This is a genomic window from Rhizobium sp. NLR16a, assembly GCF_017948245.1.
GTDB lineage: Bacteria > Pseudomonadota > Alphaproteobacteria > Rhizobiales > Rhizobiaceae > Rhizobium.
In genome coordinates this window covers 26,032-49,833 of record NZ_CP072871.1, presented here as the reverse complement: position 1 = coordinate 49,833, position 23,802 = coordinate 26,032, and the positions used below count along the sequence as shown (strand labels likewise).

Below are 23,802 nucleotides of genomic sequence, written 5' to 3'. Positions count from 1 at the left end.
AACCATAATGGATGAACAGCGAAGGAGCGTGAGAATTGCGGCGGTGGCCGATCTTCATGTGACCGAAGACGGCGCCAAGTCCTACAAGGATCTGTTTGCGGAGATTTCCTCCGTGGCCGACGTTCTCGTCATCGCCGGCGACCTCACCGATCTCGGCAAGCCCAAGGAGGCCGAACTGCTTGCGAGCGATCTGCGCCATTGCACGGTGCCGACAGTCGCCGTCCTCGGCAACCATGATCACGAGAGCGGCCAGGTCGATGACGTCTGCCGGGTCCTGACCGATGCCGGCGTGAAACTGCTCAACGGTCAGGCGGCCGAAGTCGCCGGCGTCGGCTTCGTTGGCGTCAAGGGCTTTGCGGGCGGCTTCGGGCGACACATGCTCGGCTCGTTCGGCGAGGCGGCGATCAAGGCGATGGTGGCCGAAAGCGTCGAGGAGTCGATGCGCCTCGAAAACGCGATGCGCCAGGTCCGCTCCGATCGCTCCCTCGTCGTGCTGCACTACGCGCCCATTGCCGAAACGGTGGCCGGCGAGCCCCTGGAAATCTATCCGTTTCTCGGCTCTTCACGGTTGGCGGAAACAATCGACCGATTCCGCGTCAGTGCGGTCGTGCATGGCCACGCCCACCGGGGGTCCTATGAGGGCCGGACGCCGGGCGGCGCCCCCGTCTACAATGTCGCGGCCCATATCGAGAAGCCTACGGGAAAGCCCTACGCGTTGCTTGAGCTCTGACTGAGCCGAGCGTCACGGCTACTTGTTGGTGCGTCCACGCTGGCGCGGATCCACACCGCCCTGGGGCGTCGTATCGTTGGCTGTGTCGCCTTCGACGGTGTTTTCGGCCTGCATTGCTTCGTCGTCCGGCGGCGAGACGATGCCACGCGAGCGGCTAATGCCCGGATCGTCGGTAAGGTCAATATCGCTTGGCTTCATGGTCTTGGCATGTTTGGGGGAGGTCATCATCTTCTCCTTGCAACGTTGCGACCCTTTTGAGTGAACTCACGGCATAGTCCGGGGTTCCCCTGAATCAGCCTATGAACCCTGACCATGAAAAGCCCTGCATTGCCGGGAACATTTTTCCGAAGCTGATGTTGAAGCGCCATGAGAGCGTTGCGCGTCCTTTCGGACGCTCAAAGGCGCTCTAACACCTTGAATCCGCGCATCGGGCTTTTCCGAAATCGATTCCGATTTTCGGGCCGATGCGCCGGCGACCGGCGAGGAGAACCACCGTGAGAGCTCTGACGTGGCACGGCAAGCACGACATCCGCTGTGACAGCGTCCCCGATCCTCAGATCCAGGACGGGCGCGATGCCATCATCAAGGTCACGGCCTGCGCGATCTGCGGATCGGATCTGCATCTCTACGACGGCGTCATGCCGGAGATGCACAGCGGCGACGTCATGGGTCATGAGACGATGGGCGAAGTGGTGGAAGTCGGCAAGGACAATACCAAACTCAAGGTCGGCGACCGCGTCGTCGTGCCCTTTACCATTTCCTGCGGCGAATGTTTCTTCTGCAAGCGCGGCTTCTATTCCGGCTGCGAGCGCTCAAATCCCGATCGAGCCAAGGTCGCGAAACTCTGGGGCAATTCGCCGGCGGGCCTGTTCGGCTACTCGCATCTGCTCGGCGGCTATGCCGGCGGACAGGCGGAATATCTGCGCGTGCCCTATGCCGATGTCGGGCCGATCAAGGTGCCGGCGGGGCTTTCCGACGAGCAGGTGCTCTTCCTGTCCGATATTTTCCCGACCGGTTATATGGCGGCCGATTTCTGCAACATCCAGCCTGGCGACACGATCGCGATCTGGGGCTGCGGCCCGGTCGGCCAGATGGCAATACGCTCTTCCTTCCTGCTCGGCGCCGAACGGGTGATCGCCATCGATGCAGTGCCCGAACGGATGGCGCTTGCGCAAGCGGCCGGCGCCATTACCCTCGATTTTATGGACAAGGACGTCTACGACCAGATCATGGAACTGACCGATGGCCGCGGTGCGGATGCCTGCATCGACGCGGTGGGAACCGAAGCCGAGGCGGCCGCCAGCTGGGATTCGCGCCTCGACCGCATCAAGGTCGCCATGTTCATGGGAACGGACAGGCCGCATGTGCTGCGTCAGGCCATCCACTGCTGCCGCAACTTCGGAACGGTCTCGATCGTCGGCGTCTATGGCGGTTTTCTCGACAAGATCCCGATGGGTTCGGCAATCAACCGCGGCCTGACGTTCAAGATGGCCCAGACGCCTGTCCAGCATTATCTGCCCATCCTGATGGAGCGTATTGAAAAGGGCGACATCGACCCGTCCTTCGTCATCACCCATCGCGGCACGCTGGAAGACGGTCCGGCCCTCTACAAGACGTTCCGCGACAAACAGGACGGATGCATCAAGGTCGTCCTGAAACCCTAAACTTCCTGCGCTTCCTTCGAACGGAAGGCTCTAAAGGAGAAGGATCATGGCTGATAAGGAAGCAGGCAAGGGCCTCGCCGTCGTCACCGGCGCCTCCACGGGCATCGGCTACGAACTGGCGAAATGCGCAGCCCGCGATGGATATGATCTCATCATTGCCGCCGATGAGAACCGCATCAACCAGGCGGCGGCCCGGCTGAAGGAATTCGGCACGGCAGTGGATGCCGTGGAAGCCGACCTTTCAACGCCCGAGGGCGTGGACCGGCTTGTGGAACGGATCACGGCCAGCGGCCGGTCGGTGGACCTGCTGATGGCCAACGCGGGATGCGGCCTCGGCAAGGCCTTTCTCGACCAGAACTTCACCGCGGCGCGCAGGGTCGTCGATACCAATGTCACCGGAACGATCCACCTCATTCATGCGATCGGCAATCAGATGCGCAGCCGCGGCGAAGGGCGCATCCTGCTGACGGGCTCGATCGCAGGCTTCATGCCGGGGTCCTACCAGGCCGTCTATAACGCCACCAAAGCCTTCATCAACAGCTTCTCCTTTGCACTGCGTGAGGAACTGAAGGATTCCGGCGTCACTGTCAGTTGTCTTATGCCCGGCGCGACGGAAACTGAATTCTTCAAGCGAGCCGGACTTACGGATACGGCGATCGGTCAGGCGAAGAAGGACGATGCCGGCGAAGTCGCGCGCATCGGCTATGACGCAATGATGGATGGCGAAGGTGATGTCGTCAGCGGCTGGAAGAACAAGCTTCAGGCGGCCGTCGCCAACGTCACGCCGGCAAGCGTGCTCGCCGACCAGCATTCGAAGATGGCAAAGCCCGGTTCGGGCATAAAATAGATGGCAGTTTCCCTAAACGACCGGTCGCCGCCGTCATCACGGCAGCGACCAGAAGGCAAGAAGGTTGAGCGCTCAGTCGCGCTCGACAAACTTGTTAAAGCGGCTCGTCTTTCCGTCCTTGGTCTTGTCCTGGTAGAGGAAGGCGAGCTTGTTTTCGTCGAAGATCTTGAAGAATTCGTCCCAGTCGATCTCGTCGAATTCCTCTTCCTTTTCTCCAAAATCGATCCGGAGAACGCCGCCTTTGCCGCGGGTCCGGATAGCTGCCGGCCTGCCGTCTCTTTCCTCCGCCCATTTACGGATTTTCTTGTGATCCGTCGTCGTCTCAGAACTGCTCATTGAAGCCTCCATTCCTCTTGGTTTTGAGCGATGGTGCTGCCATGGCTCACGCGGTTACAGCAGCGGCTGCCTTTGCTTCCAGTCGCGATACGGCGCGAGCACCTGGCCAGGATAACGCTGCTCGATCTCGTCCTCGGTCAAAGCGATCCGGGAGAGAACCTCCGCCGCCGCGTCGTTCTCGGCAGCGTTGCTCGCTGTTTCCAGTTCACTCATGGTCAGAAACAACTCGTCGTCGGTCATCGCCTCGAGGCGTCTGGCAAGCTCTTCGACCGGTTCAGATATAAGTGGATTCGGGGACATTGGCGCCTCTTTGCTGGTGCCTGTCCAACTTCGCTCCGGACACTAAGTTCCGCCGCTGCACGGTGAGAAAACGCTCATGTCGCCGCCTGCTCCTCCCGATATAGTCGCCAGGGAACCGTCGCCACCGTCAGGCGGGGACCTCCAAGCTTGACCAGTTTTGCCCTTAGCCGCCCTGCCCTGTTCATGTGCAGCAGCTTCTGCCACCATTTGTCTTTCACCGTTTCAGGGATCAGAACCGCGACCCGCCTCTCCGGACTATCGGCATCGAGCTTTTCGATCAGCCGCAGAAGCGGCTCATGCAGTTGCCGATAAGGCGCTGGGATGAGCATGAGCCGCGGCGGCTTCAGCCCGTGGGCGGCGATCGGCTCTTCCACCTCGACGCGCCATTCCTCGCGAAGCGCTTTTTCACCTTCCTCCAGATCAGGCCCACCGAGACGGATGAAATGGACCGCGACAACGTCGGGCGAGATCGTCAGAGCGAACTTGATGGCGCGTTCGCTCAACCTGTTCCATGTTTCGGTTACGACGAGAACGGTCGGCGGCTCAATATCTTCGACGGTGATAGGACCAGGCGTCCTGAGTTCGCGTTGAAGCGAGCGGTAGTAGCTCTTGATCGATTTCAGAATGGCAATGGTCACCGGGACCGTGATGAGGGTGATCCACGCGCCCTCCGCAAACTTGGCGATCAGGATGATGATGAGCGCCGCACCTGTCGAAACCGCGCCGACCGCGTTCATCGCCAGCTTTGCGGTGTACCTCTTGGGCTGACGGCGCCAATGCATCGTCATGCCCGCCTGAGAGATCGTGAATGTCAAGAAGGCGCCGATCGCAAAGAGCGGTATGAGATGGTCGGTTATTCCTCCGAAGACGATCAAAAGCAGTGCGGCGAAGCCGGAAAGAAACACGATGCCGACGGTGAACACCAGGCGGCGGCCCGGCTGGGCGAAAGCCCTCGGCAGATAGCCGTCGGCGGCAACCATCTGGCAAAGACGCGGAAAGCCGACGAAGCTGGTATTGGCCGACAGGCAAAGAACGCTGAGAAGGCTGGCCATTGCGATATAATAGAAGGCGCCGTGGCCGGCGACGGCGGCAAGCAATTGCGACAGGACACTCTGATAACCTTCCTTCGTCTGATCCATTGCGCCGATCTCGAAGACGGTTGCGATGGTAGCGACACCACCAAGAAGCAGACCGAGAATGACGACGATGATCGTCAGCGTGAAATAAGCGTTGCGCATGACAGGCTCTCTGAAAGACCCCATCCCGTTGGAAACGGCTTCCACTCCCGTCATGGCCGTGCAGCCGCTGGCAAAGGCGTGCATGAGGAGCCAGACGGTCGCACCCTGTGTGACTGGGCCCAGGGCAGGCGGCGGAATGAGGGTGGTGGGCTTCTCCGCCAAAGCGATGCCCACCAACCCATAGCCGATGGCGCCAAGGAAACAGAGGATGAAGAGGTAGGTCGGCAATGCGAATAGCCAGCCGGCCTCTCCCGTTCCTCGCAAATTGGCCAGCATGACGAGGAGGACGATGCCAAGGCAGAGGGGCAGAATGTAGGGGTGAAGGCTCGGCACCGCCGAGACGAGTGCCCCAACCCCTGCCGAAACGCCAACAGCGACATTCAGGACGTAATCGATCATCAACGCTGCGGCGGCAAGCAGGCTCGGATATTCTCCGAGGTTCTCCTTCGCCACCACATAGGCGCCGCCATTCGTCGGGTAAGCGGCGAGCGTCTGCCGGTAGGAGAAATAGAGAACCCCCAGCAGAGCAACGATGCAGAAGATCACCGGGCCGATATGGGCCAGGCCGAGCGCGCCGAGTGGAATGAGGACGGTGAGCGCTGCCTCCGGCCCATAGGATGATGAGCCGAGGCCATCCAGCCCCATGGCGGGCACGGCTTCTACCCAACCGATCTTCTTGTCTTCGTGCTCGCGATTGGCGAGACGCCGACCCAACAGGAGGGTACTGAGGTTCAATCTCTATTCCTTATCCGGGGGCTGGGGCGATAACCAACAACCAGCGGCCGCTCGGGTTCCCGGAGCCAAGGGCATAGAAGGACCCAGGCAGCTGGCCGTCGCTCTGCCGCCGATCCCATCCGCTCATATTGCAAAACTCGCGAACTGTGCGGAACAATTGGCCATCTGCGACGCGCGCCTGATATCGATGCCGTGCTGACGGGCGCTGCGATCCGGTTGAACCCGCAAGCCATGGCCGCAAACGAGTGTAAGCCCTAGCAAGGCCATGGCCGCACTGCCGGGGAACAACCACCTGCTTTCAGCTGTTCTCCCCGAGACTGGAGGTGACCCATGGATATGACCCGCATCCGAGACCACATGGTGGAACATCATGTCATGCGTCGCGGCATTCGCGATCGAGGCGTTACCAGGGCGATGCGGATGGTGCCGCGCGAAAAATTCGTCGATCCTGGTTTCGAGGAATTCGCCTATGAGGATGCGCCGTTATCGATCGGCGAGGGCCAGACAATTTCGCAGCCCTACATTGTCGCACTGATGATCGAAAAAGCCGATCTGGACGCCGGCGACAAGGTTCTGGAGGTCGGAACCGGTTCGGGCTACGCCTCGGCCCTCATCAGCCGGATCGCAAGGCACGTCTATTCCATCGAACGGCATGAAAGGCTGGCAGTTCAGGCTCGGGAGCGATTCGAGAAGCTTGGATACCGCAACATCGACGTCCGAGTCGGCGACGGCAGCAAGGGCTGGGCCAAAGCCGCTCCCTTCGATGCCATTATCGTTTCCGCGGGCGCACCCGAGGTGCCGGCCGCCTTGAAGGAGCAGCTGGATCTCGGAGGGCGGCTCGTCATCCCGGTCGGCCGAGGTGAAGAGCAGCGCCTGAAACGCATCACGCGCACCGGTGCAACCACCTTCGAGGAGGAGGATCTCGGCGGCGTCTTCTTCGTTCCCCTGATCGGCGAGGATGCCTGGACTGCCGCACATCCGATGTACACGGCGGCAGCCCCGTCATCGCGCATGGAGGAAACGCCTTACAAACTCATCGCGACCATGGCGGAAGAATTTCCCTCGGTCGACGACCGGAGCTTTGCCGCCCTTTTCGATCGATTTGGCGAAAGCCGCATCGTTCTGCTGGGTGAATCCACCCATGGCACGGCCGAATTCTACGAGGCACGCGCGGCCATCAGCCGTCACCTGATCGAACATCACGGGTTTAATATGGTGGCGGTCGAAGCGGATTGGCCGGACGCCGCGGCGGTCGACCGCTGGATAAACGGCCAGCCGTCGAAAGGCGATCGGCCGTTCAGCCGTTTTCCCAGGTGGATGTGGCGGAACCTGGAATTTTCGCGATTCCTCGGCTGGCTGAAGGGGCATAATGAGCGTCGCAAGGCTTTACACGCCGATCCGATCCGGTTCTACGGCCTGGATCTCTACAACATGTCGGGATCGATCCGCTCGGTCCTCGACTATCTCGAAGATGTCAGCCCGGAGACCGCCGAGATTGCCAGGGAACGCTATGGCTGCCTCAGCCCCTGGCAGAGCGATCCGGCGACTTATGGCCGGGCCGTGCTCACCGATGCCTATAGGTCATGCGAGGAGGCGGTGCTCAAGCAATGCACGGAGCTCCTGGCGCGATCCCTGGACGACGCTGCCTCAGACGGTCATGACTTTCTGAACGCCGCCCAGTCGGCGCGGTTGCTTGCCGCAGCCGAGCGGTATTACCGGATCATGTATTACGGCGGTTCTCAGGCCTGGAATCTCCGCGACACCTACATGGCCGATACCGTCGAGCACCTCCTCGACTTCCACGGTCCGACGGCAAAGATCATCATATGGGCGCACAACTCGCATATCGGCGATGCCCGCTATACCGATATGGCAGCCGCCCGCGACGAACTGAATCTTGGCCAGCTGTGTCGGCAGCGTTTCGATGGAATGACAAGCCTCATAGGACTGGGTACGCATTCCGGCGAGGTGATTGCGGCAAGCGACTGGGATGGACAGGCCGAGAAGAAGCAAGTCAATCCGTCCCTGCCGCAAAGCTGCGAGCGTCTCTGTCACGATTCCGGAAAGCCGCGATTTCTCCTCGACCTCGCGGCCGATGAAGAATTGCATGCAAGCCTCGTCGACCAGCGGCTTCAGCGCTTCATCGGCGTCATCTACCGGCCGGAAACGGAACGGCTGAGCCATTACATGTCGGCATCACTGTCGCGGCAATATGATGCATATCTTTGGTTCGATGAAACCCGGGCGCTTTCGCCGCTCATGGCACCGGAGTTCGGTACATCGGATCCGGAAACTTTTCCCTTTGGGCTCTAAGCCCCGGCTGTGTCGAACGAAGAGCGATCATCAACAACGCGATAAGGCGGGAACTCTGCGCCTGTGCGCAAGTTTGGCGATCACCAACCCAGGAGATCCTTATGAAACGCTGTGTTATCGCCTCGCTCGCCCTCTCGCTTGCTGTCCCGGCCTTCGCCCAATCGGCTGCCGAAAAGAGCGGGGTCAATTCCCTGATCGGTGTGCCGCCGAAAACCGAAGATTTCGTCAAGGAAGCAGCCGCAAGCGACATGTTCGAAATCGCCTCCAGCAAGCTTGGGACCGAGCGTGGCGACGATGCGACGAAGGCCTTCGCGCAGCAGATGCTCACCGACCACCAGAAGACCAGCGAGGAACTCAAGGCACTGGTTTCCAGCGGCAAGGTCAAGGCGGCGCTTCCGAGCGCCATGACGTCGGATCAGCAAAGCATGCTCGACAAGCTGAACGGCCTGCAAGGAGCCGATTTCAACAAGCAGTATCACTCCGACCAGGAATCTGCCCATGAGGACGCGGTCGATCTCTTCAAGCGCTATGGCGACGAAGGGGACAATCCCGAACTGAAGGCATGGGCTGCAAGTACGCGCCCCGCTCTGGAACATCATCTGCAGATGGCCAAAGAGCTCAACAAGTAAGCGGCAGGACCGCATGGTCAAGGTGATCATGAGGCCCGACGGGAGGCAAGAATGATCGATGAGGAGACACGAAGGATCCGTGCCTACCGGATTTGGGAAAGCGAGGGGCGCCCGGAAGGTCAGGACCTCGCACATTGGTATCGAGCGGGTGACCCGGCGCAAGATGGTCGGGACTACATCCGATATTCCCATGGCTCGGCGCCGGCAGGGTCGCTGATCATCAAACTCTATCGATCGGGCAACCAGATCCGGGGATATGTTCGCAAGGTCGCGGAAAGCGACCTGGACGACACGGTCTATCCCGGCGAGGAAATGGAGCCTGAGGCGGCATTCCAACTGGCAGAGTCCCATAGAGGCAACAGCAACAGCCCCGTCTTCGTCGAACTTGTCGAGGACGTCGAATGGGATCCCTCCTGGGGCCGGCTCAGCTATTAACCCACGGAAGCAGACCGGGTCGCATCGATTAGCCCGGCACTGAAACTGCGGCTTGATCCGGAGTAGATCCGCTTCCAGCGCATCTCACACGATCTCGGGAGAACAGCATCCATGGCGAAAACAGTCGGCGATTTCCTTGTGGCACGGCTTCGCGAATGGGGCGTGCGACGTATGTTCGGCTATCCCGGCGACGGCATCAACGGCGTCTTCGGGGCGCTCCATCGCGCATCCGACAAGATGGAGTTCATCCAGGCACGACACGAGGAAATGGCGGCTTTCATGGCCAGCGCCTATGCGAAGTTCTCAGGCGAACTTGGCGTCTGCATCGCAACCTCGGGACCTGGCGCCACCCATCTGATCACCGGTCTTTACGACGCTCGCATGGACCATCAGCCAGTTCTCGCCATTGTCGGCCAACAGGCGCGTCGCGCGCTCGGCGGACGTTACCAGCAGGAACTCGACCTAGCCGCCCTCTTCAAGGACGTCGCGAGCGATTTCGTGCAACAGGCTTCCGCTCCGGCGCAAGTGCGCCATCTGATCGACCGCGCGGTTCGCATCGCGCTCGCAAACCGAACGGTGACAGCGATCATTTTGCCGAACGATCTGCAGGAAATGCCCTATGAGGAGCCAGCGCGAAAGCATGGAACCGTGCATTCGGGTCCGGGTTACCACCCGCCGCGGGTCTTTCCGCATGGAGACGATCTTCAGGCTGCGGCCGATATTCTGAACGCGGGGAAGAAAGTGGCGATCCTCGTCGGCGCCGGCGCGATCAACGCCACGGACGAAGTCATTGCCGTTGCGGACCGCCTCCAGGCGGGCGCTGCCAAAGCCCTGCTCGGCAAGGCCGCGCTGCCGGATGACCTGCCATGGGTGACGGGTTCGATCGGCCTTCTCGGAACAGAACCCTCATGGAACCTGATGCGTGACTGCGACACGCTGCTGATGATCGGTTCCGGTTTTCCCTATTCCGAATTCCTGCCGGAGGAAGGCCGGGCGCGCGGCGTGCAGATCGACATCAATCCCGACATGCTGTCGCTGCGCTATCCGATGGAGCTCAACCTGACCGGTGATGCGGCCGAAACGCTCAGGGCGCTGTTGCCTCTCTTGCGGGAAAATCCGGATCGCAGCTGGCGGCAAACGATCGAGAAAGACGTCGCCTCCTGGTGGAAGACCCTGGACGAGCGCGCCCACGTCGACGCCAATCCGGTCAATCCGCAGCGCGTCGTCAGCGAGCTGTCGCCGCGGCTGCCGGCAAACGCCGTCGTCACCAGCGATTCCGGCTCCTGCGCAAACTGGTATGCCCGGGACCTGAAGATGCGCCGCGGCATGAAGGCATCGCTTTCCGGCGGACTGGCCTCGATGGGAGCTGCCGTGCCCTATGCGATCGCCGCCAAATTCGCTCACTCCGATCGCCCCGTCGTCGGCCTGGTCGGCGACGGCGCCATGCAGATGAACAATCTCGCCGAGATGATCACCGTTGCCAAATACTGGAAGGACTGGGCCGATCCGACTTTCGTCATCTGCGTCTTCAATAACCAGGATCTGAACCAGGTGACGTGGGAGCAGCGGGTGATGGAGGGCGATCCGAAATTCGACGCGTCGCAGTCCATTCCTGACATAGCCTATCACAAGTTCGCCGACCTCATCGGATTGCGCGGCATTTTCGTCGATCGGCCGGCTCAGCTCAGCGCCGCATGGGAAGCAGCCCTGACCTCCGATTGCCCCGTCATCCTCGAGGTGAAGACCGACCCGGAAGTGCCGCCGCTGCCGCCGCACATCACCTTCGAGCAGATGCGGAATCTCACCTCGGCGTTGATGACGGGGGATCCGCATGAGACGGGCGTCATTGCCGGTACCTTCCGCCAGCTCTTTGCCGGCATCCTGTCGCGACGGTAGCTGACGACATTGTCTCTCACCGTTACGAATTGTCTGAGCCAATCCCGAAGGCGTCTCAGAAGGAAAGATCCAGCACCCTGCCCTCGAACAGACGGTCCCGGGAGCCTTCGAGATGTGCCTTCATCAGCCGTTGTGCATCATCAGCCCGGCCATCAGCGATCGCCTTGTAGATGGCGTTATGCTCTTCATAGACCTGTTCCAACCCCTGGCGGGGTCCGAGCAGGGAAAGACCATGAAGGTGCATGCCGACGGCGATATGGGCTTTCAGCGCATCGATCGAGGCGGTGTAATAATGGTTGTTGGCAGCCTCGGTCACCGCGCGATGAAAGATGAAATCGGCGTCGGTGCGGTGAAGCTGATGGCTGGTCGCTTCGCGAAGATCCGCAAGGGCGCTGGCGATCTTCTGGATCGCCTGCTCATTGCGGCGCTTGGCAGCGAAATAGGCCGCGGCCGGTTCGATGGTCAGCCGGAATTCGTAGCAGCGCTGAATATCGGCGATCGTCTTGACCGGCGAATAGGCAAGCTGAGTCGTCGGCGATCCATGCGCGCTGACGAAGGTCCCAGCTCCCTGTCGGGCATAGACCATGCCCTGATCACGCAACCGCGCCAGCGCATCGCGGACGATCGGCCGGGAAACCCCCAGCATCGCGGCAAGTTCATGTTCGCCGGGAAGGCGTGAATCCGGTGGGTAGTTTCCGCCACGAATCCGCTCGAGCAGCTGGTCGAAGACACGATCGACCAGCTTGACGGCCTTGCCGCGTTCGGGCTTGCCCGGCGGGCCGGCTTCCGCGTTCAAAGATTCGCTATTCGCTTCAACCACGTCATTCTCCCCGACGGTATCTTACTAGAGCATGACGCCGAAAAGTGTGAGCGGTTTTCGGATGACATCATGCTCTCACTACAGAATTTAGAACAGGATGATTTAGGCTGGTTGGCCTAAATCATCCTGTTCTATGCCGCCTGATTCCGAAGAACCAGTTTTAGCAGACTATCAGGCTTACCGAAGCCCCCCGACTTGACGGCGCACCGAAACCGCCGGCCATCGGCGGCCGTCACATCGAACCAGGGAATGCCCGCCTCGATCTCGCCCTTGGGCGTCAATACCCTCACACCCAATATGCGGAAAACGGCAAGAGCCGTATCGCCACCGCCGACCATCAGCATATCCGGCCTCGTGTCGTCGATGACAGCCTTGACGCCTGCCGCAAAATTGCGGGCGACGAGCCGCGCATCGGCCGCCATATCGCCTGTGCAACGCAACAGCACCGGCAGCGCCAGACCCTCTCCATATTCGATCTCGCCCATCGGCGCATCCACTACCATGCGCAAGGCGCCTGTGCTTTCAAGCCGGTTCATCTGAGCGGCAGTGATCGGATCGCGCGAGCCGAAGGCAAACAGGGTCCGCGGACTTGCTGCAAATTCCCTCTTGGTCGATGGACCTCTCTCGCCGAGGTGGCGCGCAAGTGCGGCGCCAAGACCCCGTGCGCCGACCGCAAGGGTCGTCTGCCAGTCATGACCCTCGGCGATCCGGTCAAGATCGACATCGTCCTCGGCATCTGCAACGACAATGCGGTCCGCGCCAGTTTTGAACAGCTCAGCGATCGGCAGCGGCCGGTTGATGCCGCGGCCGACGACACAGCCCCGGTAGGTCAAACGCTCCTGATCGGGAATGGCGGGCGCGACGACGACGGTCTTAAGGCCGAATGCCTTCGCCAGCGCCATGCTTTCCACCGCGACATTGCCCTTCAGCCGGGAATCGATCTTCTTCATGACGACCGCCGGCTTCTCGCCACGAAAGACCTCCGCCGCCGAGTGTACTCTTTCGGCGGCTTCGCGCTCATCCAGCGCGCGGGAGGCGGTATTGACGACGACGACATCGCAACCGATGGCGACCGCCTCCCGGGCCGCCTCCATATCAATCGCGACGACGACCGAAAGGCCGGCTTCGACGAAGGGCGTGCCGGTATCGAGCGCGCCGGTCAAATCGTCGGCAATGATCGCAGCCTTCAGCGTCATGCGATTTGCTCCGTGTTGACGGCGTGGCACGCAACGAGATGGCCGGGCCTGGCTTCCTTCCAGGCCGGGATGACCTTGCTGCAGACATCCATTGCGATCGGGCAGCGCGTGTGGAAACGGCAGCCGGACGGCGGGTTCAGCGGGCTCGGCACGTCGCCCTGCAGGATCTGGCGCTGGCGGGTGCGCTCCAGTTCCGGATCGGTCTCCGGAACGGCCGACAGCAGCGCCTTGGTATAGGGATGCAGCGGATTGTCGAAGAGCTCCTCACGGGTGGCGAGTTCGGCCAGCCGCCCGAGATACATGACGCCGACGCGGGTGCTGATGTGGCGCACGACAGCGAGATCATGGGCGATGAAGAGGTATGTCAGCCCGTATTTCTCCTGCAGATCGAGCAGAAGGTTGATGATCTGCGCCTGGATCGACACGTCGAGTGCTGAGATCGCCTCGTCGCAGACGATGAATTTCGGCTGGCAGGCGAGCGCGCGGGCGATGACCACGCGCTGACGCTGGCCGCCGGAAAGCTCGTGCGGATAGCGCTGGGCAAAGCGTGTGGGCAAGCCGACATCGGTGAGCAGCGTCGCCACCCTCTCCTTCAGCTCGGCCTTGGCGCAGAGCTTATGGAAGAGGATCGGCTCCCCGATCGCTTCGCCCACGGTCATGCGCGGATTGAGCGTCGAATACGGGTCCTGGAAGACGATCTGCAGGTCGCGGCGGAAAGGCCGCATCTGCTTCTCGTCGAGGGTGGCCAGGTCCTGGCCTTTGTAGACGACCTTGCCGCTGGTCGCCTTATAGAGATTGAGGATGGTGAAACCGGTCGTCGATTTGCCGCAGCCGGATTCGCCGACAAGGCTCAGCGTCTCGCCTTCCATGATGTCGAGATCGACATTGTCGAGCGCATAGACCGTCGCCGACCGCTCACCGAAAGCACCGAGCTTGACATGGAAATGCTTGACCAGATTTTCGATCTTGAGCAGCGGTTGAGCAGCCATCACGCGGCCTCCTGCATTCTCTGGACGACGAAACAGGCGGCGCGATGATTGCTGCTGCCGCTCAGCGGTTCGAGCCGTGGCACCTTCTCGTGACAGACCGCCTCTACAAGCGGACAGCGCGGCGCAAAGGGGCAACCTTTCGGCCGGCGGCCGGGCTCCGGTGGGGTGCCGCCGATCGAGCGCAGCCGGCTTGCCGGCGGATCCGACAGTTTCGGGATCGAGGACAGCAGACCGCGCGTATAGGGATGGCTCGGACGAGCATAGAGCTCGTCCACCGGCGCATCTTCCACGACGGTGCCAGCGTAGAGCACGGCGACGCGATCGACGAGACCGGCAATCAAAGCGAGGTCGTGGGTGATCCAGACGACGGACATGCCGAGCTTGGCGCGCAGATCCTTCACCAGACCGACGATCTGGGCCTGGATGGTGACGTCGAGTGCCGTCGTCGGCTCATCGGCGATCAGGAGCTTGGGATTGCAGGCAAGGCCGATGGCGATCATCACGCGCTGGCGCATGCCGCCTGATAGTTCGTGCGGAAAGGCCTGCAGGCGCTCTTCCGGACCGGGAATGCCGACCAGGCGCAGAAGCTCGACGGCGCGGGCGCGGGCCTGCGCCTTTTTCATCTTGCGGTGATAGATCAGCGGCTCGCAGATCTGGTCGCCGACGCGCATGACGGGATTGAGCGAGGTCATCGGGTCCTGGAAGACGAAGCCGATATCGCCGCCGCGCACCTTGCGCAGCTCGCCGTTCGACATCGTCTGCAGGTCGCGGCCGTCGAAGGTCGCCGATCCCCTGGCGACCTTGATCTTGTTCGGCAGGAGCCGCATCAGGCTCAGCATGGTAAGGCTCTTGCCGCAGCCGGATTCGCCGACGACGCCGAGGGTCTCGCCCTTGTCAACGTGGAGATCGATGCCGTCGACGACGACGGCCGGGCCGTTGCGGCCATCGATCTCGACGGTAAGACCCCTGACATCGAGCAGGCGTTCTGTGCTTTTCGTATCCATCATTTGCCGCCCCGCGGGTTGAGCGCGTCGTTGAGGCCGTCGCCGAGGAAGCTGAAGGCAACCGAGGCGAGGCCGAGCACGGCCGCCGGAGCGGCGAGAAGATGCGGATAATGCTGCCAGACGCGCAGGCCGTCCGAGATCATGTTGCCCCAGCTCGGCGTCGGCGGATTGACGCCGACACCCAAGAAGCTGAAGGCGCTTTCCAGCACCATCGCTGTGCCGAGACCGGCGCTGACCGAGACGATCAGCGGGCCAAGCGCATTCGGCACGACATAACGTTTGATGATGATCCAGTTCGACAGGCCGAGCGCCTGGGCCGCGGTGATGTAGGGCCGACTGCGGATCGACAGCACCTGGGCGCGCACCAGACGGGCATAAGGCGGCCAGGAGATCAGCGCCATCGACCCGAAGACGAGGATGAAGTCCACCCATATGGTCTGGCGGTAGAAGGGGTTGAGGGTCTCGAGGTAGCGCGCCTCCATCCACCGGGTGATCGGCGATTTCAGCGACGCGTTGATGACGACGACGAGCAGCAGGTTGGGAACCGACATCGTCACGTCAGTCAGCCACATGATGGCGCGATCGAAAGGATTGCCGAAGAAACCGGCCACCGCGCCGAGCGTCAAGCCGATCAGCACCGCGAAGAAGGTGACGATGACGGCGACGAGGAACGCGGTCCGCGTGCCGAAGACAACGCGGCTGAAAACGTCGCGACCGAGGTCGTCGGTTCCGAAGAGATGGCTCATCGACGGCAGCGCGTTGCGGGCACTGAGGTCCTGGCTGAGATAATCATAGGGCGTGAGATAAGGCCCGAGGATCGCCGTGAAGGCGAGGATCAGGACGATGACGAGGCCGAAGACGGCGAGCTTGTTGCGCCGCAGCCGATGCCAGGCATCGCGCCACAGGCTGACCGGCGGCTCGTCGACGGTTTCGGCGGTGGAAAGAGGGATGGCGGACATGGTCAGCGGCTCCTTCTTGCATCGTTGGCGCGTGGGTCGAGCAGCGGATAGAGCACGTCCACCAGCAGGTTCGACACCATCACCAGGAACGATCCGATCAGCGTGATCGCCAGGATGACGGGATAATCGGAATTGATCAGCGCCTGTACCGTCAGCCGGCCGAGACCCGGCAGGCCGAAGACGAGTTCGACGAAGATCGCGCCGTTGACGATCGTAATCATGATCAGGCCGAGCTGCGTGACGACGGGCGTCAGCACCGGCCGCAGAATATGACGCAGCGCGACGATGATTTCGGGCACGCCCTTGGCCCGGGCGGTCCTGACGAAATCCTCCGACAGCACCTCGATGACGGCGGCACGGGTCTGGCGCACGATGAGCGCGATCGGCTGGAAGGAGAGGACGATCAGCGGCAGCAGGATTCTGATATCGAGGATGCCGCCCCAGCCATAGGGCACTTTCACGCCCGGCAGCAGCACGATGAGGCCGACCATCAGCAGTGGTCCGGCGACATAGGCTGGGATCGCCCAAAGGAAAAGCGCGGAGCCCAGAATGGCGTAGTCGAGGCGCGAATTCTGGTTCAGCGCGGCGATCATGCCGAGCGGGATCGCGACGACGGCGGTCAGAATGATGGAACAGAGGGCAAGCTGGAAGGAGACAGGCGCAGCGGCCGAGACCATCGCCCAGACGGCGCGGCCCGATGTCAGCGAGTTGCCGAAATGGCCGTGCAGCAGGTTCCAGATGTAAAGGCCGAACTGCTCGATGAAGGGCCTGTTGAGACCCGCGCTTTCGCGAATGGCTTCGATGCGCTGCGGATTGTAGGCGACATCGCCCGGCGCGCGCAGGAAGATCAGCTTGATCGGGTCGCCGGCGCCGTAAAAAGCCAGCGCATAGACAGCCAGCATGACCACGAGAACGGACGGAATCCAGATGGCAAACCGGGTTAGCACGTAGCGCAGCAAGGCCACCTCCCACCTGTTATACGATGCGTTTCCCTCATCAGCCTGACGGATCGCATCTCTTCTTGAAACTTGCGCGAAGGCCGCAAGGCCCTCGCGCGCTCATTGTCAATTCCAACAGGGCTTTCCGAGATCAACCGATGGAGATGTTCCAGGGTTCGACAACCTGCCAGTCGAGGTTCTTATCGAGGCCTTTGACCTCCTTGGTGGCCCAGCGCGACATCGCCTGAGAATACCACGGAATGAAGGCCCAATCGTCGCGGAAGGCCTTCTGCGCCTGCTGGGCGAGAGCGATGCGCTGCGGATCGTCCGCAGCCTTGGTCGCCGCTTCGGCAAGGGCGCTGTCGACCTTGTCGTTCTTGTATCCGCCGAGCTTGTTCTGCGCATTCGACGAGGTCGAGGCGATGCAGCCCGTGAGATAGGAAACGGCATCGGGAACGCGGGTGCCGACGTCGTCGCGGAAGATCTGGACCGAGTTCTGGTCCGGGCCGGCGTAGGCGTCCTGCTGCGGCTTCATGTCAACCGCTGTAATGCCGAGGTTCTGGCGCCACTGCTCGGCGATGAACTGGGCCGCCGCCTCAATCGCCGGCGCCGAAATGCCGACGAACATGATCTTCGGCAGCCGCTCCGGACCGCCGTAGCTCGATTCGGCGAGCAGCTTCTTGGCGCCTTCCGGGTCGTAGGGAAAAGGTTCAAAGCCGGAATTCTCCGCGCCTGGAACCGAGTTGAGGATCTGGTCGGCCTTCTTGTGCGGCCCATCGGGATAAGAAGCCTTGAACAGGCCATCACGGTCGACCGCCATGATCAGCGCCTGGCGGACCTTCGGATCGTCCATCGGCGCGCGGGAGATATTGAACCAGAAATGCTGGCTGGTCGGGATCAGCGGGCCGGCCGAGAATTCCGGGCCAAGGTCCTGAATAATGGTCGAGGTGACGAGCTCTGTATGGGCGTTGAACTCGCCCGAGTTGATCAGCGAGGTCGCGGTGACATTGTCCTCGATCGAGGTGATCTCGATGCGCGCAAGCTTCGGCTTCGGCCCGAAGAAATGTTCATTCGGCTCGAAAGTAAGCTTGCCGGCGTCGATATCGAGGCTCGTCAGCTTGAAAGGCCCGGAGAAGACCGGTTTGCTGTCGGGCTTGTACCAATCGATGACCTCCTCGCCGTCGCTACCGCGTGACTGCGACGCCTTGGTGATCGGCGCGATGTGGTTTGCCAGGCGCATGAAGAAGATCGGATCGGCGCCGGCGAGCGTCACGACGACCGTTCCTTCGTCGGGAGTCGCGACACCGGTCAGCTCTTTGCCGGAGCCGGCGGCGATCTCGGCATAACCCTTGACCTTGCTCAGCACCTGGTCGGCGCGCTGGCTCTTGGTGTTCGGCATCGAGGCGACTTCCCACGACCCCTTGACGTCGGCCGAGGTAATCTTGCTGCCGTCGGAGAAGACGGCCTTGGGATCGATCTTGAAGGTCCAGACGATGTTGTCGGCCGATTCCCAGCTGGTGAAGACATAGGGCTTGAGATTGCCCTGGCTGTCGAAATACATCGGCGAAGCCCACCAGATCGCGTTCCAGCGGAAGGTCCTGCCGCCACCACGCAGCGGCGACCAGTCCTGGTCGAAAGCCGGATGCGCGACTTTCAGGACCTGGCCTTCGTCCGCCAGCACGATGCGGGCATTCATCCCGAAGACGGTAAGGCCGACGCCGGCGGCGAGGCCGAGTTTCAACGCATTGCGACGTGATAGATTGGTTTTGTCAGATTGATCAAAAGACATGCATTCCTCCCACAATTAATCGGCAGCACTCTCCCTGCACCCTCCAGGCGCAGCATAATCCCTGTCATATCGTTCCCTCGTTATTGTAAATATGTCAACAAAAAAACGCGATTTTAATCCGACGAAAATTATCTGATAAAAATAACACTATAATTACAGTTAGATAATATTTCGCCTCCGCAGTCACTCATTTTGTCTTCTTGACAAAAGCGCCGCGATGGAAAAGTTCTTTGCACTCCATCGCCACAGACAAATGACAATCGCATGTGCTGTCGGACGGTTCGACGGATCGGCAAGACAAGGCGCGCCGAAGGGAGGGCGGAATGAGCCATCACAGGATTACAGGCGTTTTCAGCGCGGCCGCAACGCCGCTGACCGCGGACAATACGCCGGATCTCAGCCTTTTCACCGATCATTGCCGACGGCTGCTGGCCGAGGGATGTCATGGCGTGGCCCTGCTCGGCACAACGGGTGAGGCCAATTCCTTTTCCGGAGGCGAGCGGCGCGCCATTCTGGAAGCGGCGCTGGAGGCCGGCATTCCTTCCGACAAGCTGTTGCCGGGAACGGGCGTCGTCGCCATTCCGGAGACCGTCGAACTGACCCGGCACGCCCTGTCGCTCGGCGTCACCAAGGTGGTGATGCTGCCGCCCTTCTACTACAAGGGCGTCTCAGACGACGGCCTCTTTGCCGCCTATTCGCAGGTGCTGGAGAAAGTCGCCGACACGCGACTGCAGGTCATCCTCTATCATATCCCGCAGGTCTCGGGTGTGCCGCTCTCCATTCCGCTGATCGGCCGGCTGATTGCCGCTTTCCCGGAAACCGTCGTAGGCATCAAGGAATCTGCGGGCGATTTCAACAACATGCAGGCCATTATCGCTGCCTATCCCGGCTTTTCCGTCCTGGCGGGCGCCGATCCCCTGCTGCTGCCGCTCTTGAAGGCCGGCGGCGCGGGCTGCATCACTGCGACCTCCAATCTCGTGGCAGATTCACTGCGCACGGTCTACGACCATGTCCACGACGAGAGGCGCGCCAGCGGAGTCGAGGCGGCGCAGGCGCGCATCAATGCTTACCGCACACTTTCCAACTCCTACGTCCAGATCCCGGCCATCAAGGCAATGGTCGGGCTGAAGACGGGCAATCCCGCATGGAGGCGCACCCGCGCACCACTAATGCCGCTCAGCGAAGCGGATTATGCCGCACTCGCCGAGAGCTACGCCAAGCTGCCCTGAGGAGACCCGCCATGCGCTTTACCGGACTGCCCCCCGAAGCCGTTCCCGCCCTGATGACCGGGGCCATCACAGCCCACCCCGCTGTCGAGGGCCGCGCAGACACCTATCTGCCCTCGCCCTGCATCCAGAACCACGCGGCAAATCTCGCCTTTCTGCCCGATGGCGCGCTGACCTGCGTCTGGTTCGGCGGAACTATGGAGGGCATGGGCGATATCTCCATTTACATGTCGCGGCTGGCGCCGGGCTCCGAGCGCTGGTCCGAACCGGAGAAGATGAGCGACGATCCGGAGAAATCCGAGCAGAACCCGTTGATTTTCAATGCTCCTGACGGAAAGACATGGCTGCTTTTTACCTCGCAGACCTCGGGCAATCAGGACGGCTCCGTTGTCAAATGCCGGATCTCCGATGACGGCGGCCGGACGTTCGGCCCGGTCCGTATCCTCTGCGACAGCCCCGGTACCTTCGTTCGCCAGCAGATCGTCGTGAACGACAGAGGCGAATGGCTGCTCCCAATCTTCCGCTGCGTCGGCCTCGACGGCCGGCGCTGGAGCGGCGACGCCGATACGGCAGCGGTGTTGATCTCGCGCGACGGCGGCGCGAGCTGGCAGATGAACGACGTTCCCGACAGCATCGGCGCCGTGCACATGAACATCCTTCCACTCGGCGGCGGCGAGATGATCGCCTTCTACCGCAACCGTTTCGCCGAGACCGTTCTTTCCAGCCGATCGAACGACGGCGGCAGGACGTGGAGCGCTCCGGAGCCCACGGACCTGCCGAACAACAATTCCTCGATCCAGGCCACAGTCCTGGATGATGGAGCGATTGCAATGGTTTATAACCATTCGAATGCAGCCATGTCGGATGCACGGCGCCAGTCTCTCTACGATGAAATCGAGGGCGACGAGGCCGGAGCGACAGCTACCGTTCCTGCTTCCGATGTCGGCCGCAAGGCGGTCTGGGGTGTCCCGCGTGCGCCGCTGAGCCTCGCGATATCGAGGAATGGCGGCAAGAGCTTTCCGCATCGCATGGATCTCGATACCGGCGATGGCTTCTGCCTCAGCAACAATTCCAAGGATTCGCTGAACCGCGAATTCTCCTATCCCTCAGTCGTCCAAGGCGGCGACGGCACACTCCATATCGCCTACACATACTATCGGCGCGCCATCAAATATGTGCGCCTCGCCCCGCAATCCTTGCCGTAAGCGAGGCGGCGGCTGAGCAATTGTAAATCTGCGTCCGGAGAGGGAGAAGAACGCGGGATTCAACGGCTTCGACCGGTCGAACGGCTTGAGCTTGATAACAAGTTCGACTGGCTCCTCGAACATACGATAGGCAGGTTCGGCCTGAGCGGATTATTGGAATTCAAAGACAGAGATCCGATAACGTGCAGATTTACCTGATGTTTATGTATATTCTCTCCGCATGAGAGCTTCAACGTTCCGATATCAGGCGACAAAATTTTCAGCCCTCTGGAATGCCGACTTGACATTGACATTACAACTTTACATTAAAGAGGGCGACACTGTTGCCGCAAGATCCGCAGGGAGGACTGATTCATGGCCAGCTTGGGTTCGCCAATCACGATAGTTCGGCCGCATTTGATCGAGTTCGGCATCGGCACGGCGGGAAAGCTCGGCAGATGGGCTGCCGAAAAGGGCTACAGGCGCACGCTTGTGATCTCGGATGCGTTCAACGCTTCGCGCATCGATGTGCTGGAACTGAAGGGCGAGGTCACGGTGTTTTCCGAGGTGACGCCCGAGCCGGATACGGCCAACCTCGACAAAGTATTGGGAGTGGCTAACGCCGCCGATGCCGAGTTGATCGTCGGCTTCGGCGGCGGCAGCGCCATGGATCTGGCAAAGCTCGCCGCCGTTCTTGCCGGCTCGACGCAGACGCTGCACGAGGTTGTCGGTCCGAACAAGGTCAACGGCCCGCGCAAAGTCGGGCTCGCCCAGGTGCCGACGACGTCCGGCACCGGCAGCGAGGCCGGCATCCGCGCGCTCGTCACCGATCCCAAGACGATGGCGAAGCTCGCCGTTGAAAGCTTTCATATGCTGGCCGACATCGCCATCGTCGATCCGGCGCTGACCTTCAGCGTGCCGGCGCGCACCACCGCCGCAACCGGCGTCGACGCCATGGCCCATTGTGTCGAAGCCTTCACCAACCGCAAAGCCCATCCGATGGTCGACATCTATGCGATCGAGGGAACGCGGCTCGTCGGCAGATATCTTGCCCGTGCCGTCAAGGACGGCGGCGACGCGGAGGCGCGCGCCGGTCTCGCGCTCGCCTCCCTTTACGGCGGCTTCTGTCTCGGCCCGGTCAATACTGCCGGCGGCCATGCTCTCGCCTACCCTCTCGGCACGCGCTGGCACGTGGCTCATGGTGCCGCGAATGCTCTGATCTTCCCGCATGTTCTCGCCTTCAACACGCCGGCAGCCGCGGAGAAGACGAAAGCGGTGATGGCGGCGCTCGGCTACGAAACCGCGGAAAACATCGCCTCCGTCTTCGATGCGGCTTACGCTTTCTGCGCCGAACTCGGCATCGAAATGAAGCTCTCCGGCCTAGGCGTGCCGGAAAGCGATCTCGATGCGATGGCCGATGACGCCTTTGCCATTCGCCGGCTGCTCGACAACAATCCGCGCGATCTAACCCGCGCCGACATTCGCTCGATTTACGCGGCCGCCTTTTAAAGCATGATGCCGAAAAGTGTGGGCGGTTTTCGACATCATGCTTCGGACCTAAGCAACGGTTTCAGAAGGAACTCGATTGATGGACAGGAATGCGAAAGTCGCCGTGACACTCGGTGATCCCGCCGGCGTCGGCCCCGAAGTGATCGTCAAGGCCTTGGCGGCGCTTCCAAGCGAAGAGCGTCGCGATTTCGTTATCGTCGGCAATGTGGAAGCGCTGGAGCGGGCCGATCGTGTTACCGGCTCGGGCCTGAAATTCGGACCCGCCGAGGCCGCCGGCGACAGGATCGCGGTCGACGAGGTCTCGCTCGGCGCCGCCCTGCCCGAGATCGGCAAGGTCAGCCCGGTCGCCGGCGATGCCTCGGTGCGCTACATCACCCGCGCCGTCGATCTCGCCATGTCGGGACAAGCCGATGTCATCGTCACCGCGCCGATCAACAAGGAAGCGATGAACCTTGCCGGCCATCACCATGACGGCCATACCGGGCTTCTCGCGCACCTCACAGGCTCGAAGAGCTCCTTCATGCTGCTCGCTTCCGAGCGGCTGAATACCATCCACGTCTCGACCCATATCTCCCTGAAAGGCGCAATCGAACGCGCCAAGACCGAGCGGGTGCTCGCGACCATCGAAGCCGGCCACAGGCATTTCCTGCGCCTGGGCAAAAAGGCCCGCATTGCGGTCGCCGGCCTCAATCCGCATTGCGGCGAAAATGGCCTGTTCGGCACCGAGGACATGGAATTCCTGGCGCCGGCCGTCGAGCAGGCGCAAGCAAAGGGCATCGACGTTGTCGGTCCGATCTCCGCCGACACGGTCTTCGCCCGGGCCTATAACGGCGCCTTTGATCTGGTCATTGCCCAGTATCACGATCAGGGCCATATACCGATCAAGCTCGTTGCCTTCGATACGGCCGTCAACGTCTCGCTCGGTCTGCCGATCGACCGCGTCTCGGTCGATCACGGCACCGCCTTCGACATCGCCGGAACCGGCAAAGCCAATCACGTCAACATGCTGTCGGCTATTGCCTATGCCAGGCTGATGGCCCGCTCGCCGCGCCAGAAGACCTGATC

General features: G+C 61.5%; 22 protein-coding genes and 1 pseudogene. 12 read left to right on the top strand and 11 right to left on the bottom strand.

Annotated elements, in window-relative coordinates:
* The first annotated feature begins 7 nt into the window (after positions 1 to 7).
* The gene (locus J7U39_RS30570) at positions 8 to 730 is read left to right on the top strand and encodes a metallophosphoesterase (protein ID WP_210633740.1); all 723 of its coding nucleotides are present in this window, start codon (positions 8 to 10) and stop codon (positions 728 to 730) included.
* 18 nt (positions 731 to 748) lie between these two features.
* On the opposite strand, the gene J7U39_RS30565 is transcribed toward J7U39_RS30570, so the two are convergent.
* Complete coding sequence (locus J7U39_RS30565) at positions 749 to 955, bottom strand: hypothetical protein (RefSeq protein ID WP_210633738.1); 207 nt, start codon at positions 953 to 955, stop codon at positions 749 to 751.
* A gap of 269 nt (positions 956 to 1,224) precedes the next feature.
* Between J7U39_RS30565 and J7U39_RS30560 the strand changes: the two genes are divergently transcribed.
* Together J7U39_RS30560 and J7U39_RS30555 are read left to right on the top strand one after the other, a co-directional pair.
* Positions 1,225 to 2,394 (top strand): zinc-dependent alcohol dehydrogenase, encoded by a 1,170-nt coding sequence (locus J7U39_RS30560; protein WP_210633736.1) that lies wholly within the window; start codon positions 1,225 to 1,227, stop codon positions 2,392 to 2,394.
* A gap of 46 nt (positions 2,395 to 2,440) precedes the next feature.
* Positions 2,441 to 3,241: an SDR family NAD(P)-dependent oxidoreductase gene (locus tag J7U39_RS30555; protein WP_210633734.1), complete on the top strand. Its 801-nt coding sequence runs from the start codon at positions 2,441 to 2,443 to the stop codon at positions 3,239 to 3,241.
* Between the two features lie 72 nt (positions 3,242 to 3,313).
* On the opposite strand, the gene J7U39_RS30550 is transcribed toward J7U39_RS30555, so the two are convergent.
* From J7U39_RS30550 to J7U39_RS30540, 3 genes are all read right to left on the bottom strand, one after another.
* Complete coding sequence (locus J7U39_RS30550; RefSeq protein ID WP_064712032.1) at positions 3,314 to 3,577, bottom strand: hypothetical protein; 264 nt, start codon at positions 3,575 to 3,577, stop codon at positions 3,314 to 3,316.
* A 54-nt stretch (positions 3,578 to 3,631) separates the two neighbouring features.
* Positions 3,632 to 3,877 carry a hypothetical protein gene (locus J7U39_RS30545; RefSeq protein ID WP_210633733.1) on the bottom strand — a complete coding sequence of 82 codons (246 nt, stop codon included), beginning with the start codon at positions 3,875 to 3,877 and terminating at the stop codon, positions 3,632 to 3,634.
* A 74-nt stretch (positions 3,878 to 3,951) separates the two neighbouring features.
* Positions 3,952 to 5,850, bottom strand: a complete 1,899-nt coding sequence (locus tag J7U39_RS30540; RefSeq protein ID WP_210633731.1) for an APC family permease — start codon at positions 5,848 to 5,850, stop codon at positions 3,952 to 3,954.
* 330 nt (positions 5,851 to 6,180) lie between these two features.
* Here J7U39_RS30540 and J7U39_RS30535 point away from each other — a divergent pair, with 330 nt between their 5' ends.
* The 5 genes and pseudogenes from J7U39_RS30535 to J7U39_RS30520 all read left to right on the top strand — a co-directional run bounded on the left by J7U39_RS30535 (position 6,181) and on the right by J7U39_RS30520 (position 11,123).
* Positions 6,181 to 8,163, top strand: coding sequence for a protein-L-isoaspartate(D-aspartate) O-methyltransferase (locus tag J7U39_RS30535; RefSeq protein WP_210633729.1), 1,983 nt, complete (start codon positions 6,181 to 6,183; stop codon positions 8,161 to 8,163).
* 101 nt (positions 8,164 to 8,264) lie between these two features.
* Positions 8,265 to 8,792, top strand: coding sequence for a DUF4142 domain-containing protein (locus J7U39_RS30530; protein ID WP_210633727.1), 528 nt, complete (start codon positions 8,265 to 8,267; stop codon positions 8,790 to 8,792).
* 51 nt (positions 8,793 to 8,843) lie between these two features.
* A pseudogene (locus tag J7U39_RS32310) lies at positions 8,844 to 8,929 on the top strand (DUF2934 domain-containing protein); the annotation flags it as partial.
* 40 nt (positions 8,930 to 8,969) lie between these two features.
* Positions 8,970 to 9,227, top strand: coding sequence for a hypothetical protein (locus J7U39_RS30525; protein WP_247241827.1), 258 nt, complete (start codon positions 8,970 to 8,972; stop codon positions 9,225 to 9,227).
* A gap of 111 nt (positions 9,228 to 9,338) precedes the next feature.
* A complete protein-coding gene (locus tag J7U39_RS30520) occupies positions 9,339 to 11,123 on the top strand; it encodes a thiamine pyrophosphate-requiring protein (protein WP_210633724.1) in 1,785 nt (594 codons plus the stop codon).
* A gap of 55 nt (positions 11,124 to 11,178) precedes the next feature.
* On the opposite strand, the gene J7U39_RS30515 is transcribed toward J7U39_RS30520, so the two are convergent.
* The 7 genes from J7U39_RS30515 to J7U39_RS30485 all read right to left on the bottom strand — a co-directional run bounded on the left by J7U39_RS30515 (position 11,179) and on the right by J7U39_RS30485 (position 18,818).
* Positions 11,179 to 11,943, bottom strand: coding sequence for a FadR/GntR family transcriptional regulator (locus tag J7U39_RS30515; protein WP_210633722.1), 765 nt, complete (start codon positions 11,941 to 11,943; stop codon positions 11,179 to 11,181).
* A gap of 131 nt (positions 11,944 to 12,074) precedes the next feature.
* Positions 12,075 to 13,139 carry a four-carbon acid sugar kinase family protein gene (locus tag J7U39_RS30510; RefSeq protein WP_210633721.1) on the bottom strand — a complete coding sequence of 355 codons (1,065 nt, stop codon included), beginning with the start codon at positions 13,137 to 13,139 and terminating at the stop codon, positions 12,075 to 12,077.
* Positions 13,136 to 14,128, bottom strand: a complete 993-nt coding sequence (locus tag J7U39_RS30505) for an oligopeptide/dipeptide ABC transporter ATP-binding protein (RefSeq protein ID WP_210633719.1) — start codon at positions 14,126 to 14,128, stop codon at positions 13,136 to 13,138. Before J7U39_RS30505 ends, J7U39_RS30510 begins: the two co-directional genes overlap by 4 nt.
* On the bottom strand, positions 14,128 to 15,135 hold the full coding sequence (locus J7U39_RS30500; protein ID WP_210633718.1) for an ABC transporter ATP-binding protein: 1,008 nt from the start codon (positions 15,133 to 15,135) through the stop codon (positions 14,128 to 14,130). Before J7U39_RS30500 ends, J7U39_RS30505 begins: the two co-directional genes overlap by 1 nt.
* Positions 15,132 to 16,091: an ABC transporter permease gene (locus J7U39_RS30495; RefSeq protein WP_210633716.1), complete on the bottom strand. Its 960-nt coding sequence runs from the start codon at positions 16,089 to 16,091 to the stop codon at positions 15,132 to 15,134. Before J7U39_RS30495 ends, J7U39_RS30500 begins: the two co-directional genes overlap by 4 nt.
* A gap of 2 nt (positions 16,092 to 16,093) precedes the next feature.
* Positions 16,094 to 17,050: an ABC transporter permease gene (locus J7U39_RS30490; protein ID WP_210633715.1), complete on the bottom strand. Its 957-nt coding sequence runs from the start codon at positions 17,048 to 17,050 to the stop codon at positions 16,094 to 16,096.
* Positions 17,051 to 17,180: 130 nt separating this feature from the next.
* Positions 17,181 to 18,818, bottom strand: coding sequence for an ABC transporter substrate-binding protein (locus J7U39_RS30485; protein ID WP_210633713.1), 1,638 nt, complete (start codon positions 18,816 to 18,818; stop codon positions 17,181 to 17,183).
* Positions 18,819 to 19,141: 323 nt separating this feature from the next.
* Here J7U39_RS30485 and J7U39_RS30480 point away from each other — a divergent pair, with 323 nt between their 5' ends.
* The 4 genes from J7U39_RS30480 (at position 19,142) to pdxA (ending at position 23,800) form a co-directional block, all read left to right on the top strand.
* A complete protein-coding gene (locus J7U39_RS30480) occupies positions 19,142 to 20,047 on the top strand; it encodes a dihydrodipicolinate synthase family protein (protein ID WP_210633711.1) in 906 nt (301 codons plus the stop codon).
* Between the two features lie 11 nt (positions 20,048 to 20,058).
* A complete protein-coding gene (locus J7U39_RS30475; protein WP_210633709.1) occupies positions 20,059 to 21,249 on the top strand; it encodes an exo-alpha-sialidase in 1,191 nt (396 codons plus the stop codon).
* A 354-nt stretch (positions 21,250 to 21,603) separates the two neighbouring features.
* A complete protein-coding gene (locus J7U39_RS30470) occupies positions 21,604 to 22,737 on the top strand; it encodes an iron-containing alcohol dehydrogenase (RefSeq protein WP_210633707.1) in 1,134 nt (377 codons plus the stop codon).
* 79 nt (positions 22,738 to 22,816) lie between these two features.
* Entirely contained in the window at positions 22,817 to 23,800 is a 984-nt protein-coding gene (pdxA, locus tag J7U39_RS30465) for a 4-hydroxythreonine-4-phosphate dehydrogenase PdxA (RefSeq protein ID WP_210633706.1), read from the top strand.
* Positions 23,801 to 23,802: the final 2 nt, after the last annotated feature.

Coding starts and splice junctions, on each gene's coding strand:
- J7U39_RS30535 (WP_210633729.1), top strand. CDS start 6,181: ATGGATATGACCCGCATCCGAGACCACATGGTGGAACATCATGTCATG.
- J7U39_RS30550 (WP_064712032.1), bottom strand. CDS start 3,577: ATGAGCAGTTCTGAGACGACGACGGATCACAAGAAAATCCGTAAATGG.
- J7U39_RS30555 (WP_210633734.1), top strand. CDS start 2,441: ATGGCTGATAAGGAAGCAGGCAAGGGCCTCGCCGTCGTCACCGGCGCC.
- pdxA (WP_210633706.1), top strand. CDS start 22,817: ATGGACAGGAATGCGAAAGTCGCCGTGACACTCGGTGATCCCGCCGGC.
- J7U39_RS30485 (WP_210633713.1), bottom strand. CDS start 18,818: ATGTCTTTTGATCAATCTGACAAAACCAATCTATCACGTCGCAATGCG.
- J7U39_RS30495 (WP_210633716.1), bottom strand. CDS start 16,091: ATGTCCGCCATCCCTCTTTCCACCGCCGAAACCGTCGACGAGCCGCCG.
- J7U39_RS30480 (WP_210633711.1), top strand. CDS start 19,142: ATGAGCCATCACAGGATTACAGGCGTTTTCAGCGCGGCCGCAACGCCG.
- J7U39_RS30470 (WP_210633707.1), top strand. CDS start 21,604: ATGGCCAGCTTGGGTTCGCCAATCACGATAGTTCGGCCGCATTTGATC.
- J7U39_RS30530 (WP_210633727.1), top strand. CDS start 8,265: ATGAAACGCTGTGTTATCGCCTCGCTCGCCCTCTCGCTTGCTGTCCCG.
- J7U39_RS30475 (WP_210633709.1), top strand. CDS start 20,059: ATGCGCTTTACCGGACTGCCCCCCGAAGCCGTTCCCGCCCTGATGACC.
- J7U39_RS30520 (WP_210633724.1), top strand. CDS start 9,339: ATGGCGAAAACAGTCGGCGATTTCCTTGTGGCACGGCTTCGCGAATGG.
- J7U39_RS30565 (WP_210633738.1), bottom strand. CDS start 955: ATGACCTCCCCCAAACATGCCAAGACCATGAAGCCAAGCGATATTGAC.
- J7U39_RS30510 (WP_210633721.1), bottom strand. CDS start 13,139: ATGACGCTGAAGGCTGCGATCATTGCCGACGATTTGACCGGCGCGCTC.
- J7U39_RS30500 (WP_210633718.1), bottom strand. CDS start 15,135: ATGATGGATACGAAAAGCACAGAACGCCTGCTCGATGTCAGGGGTCTT.
- J7U39_RS30505 (WP_210633719.1), bottom strand. CDS start 14,128: ATGGCTGCTCAACCGCTGCTCAAGATCGAAAATCTGGTCAAGCATTTC.
- J7U39_RS30545 (WP_210633733.1), bottom strand. CDS start 3,877: ATGTCCCCGAATCCACTTATATCTGAACCGGTCGAAGAGCTTGCCAGA.
- J7U39_RS30570 (WP_210633740.1), top strand. CDS start 8: ATGGATGAACAGCGAAGGAGCGTGAGAATTGCGGCGGTGGCCGATCTT.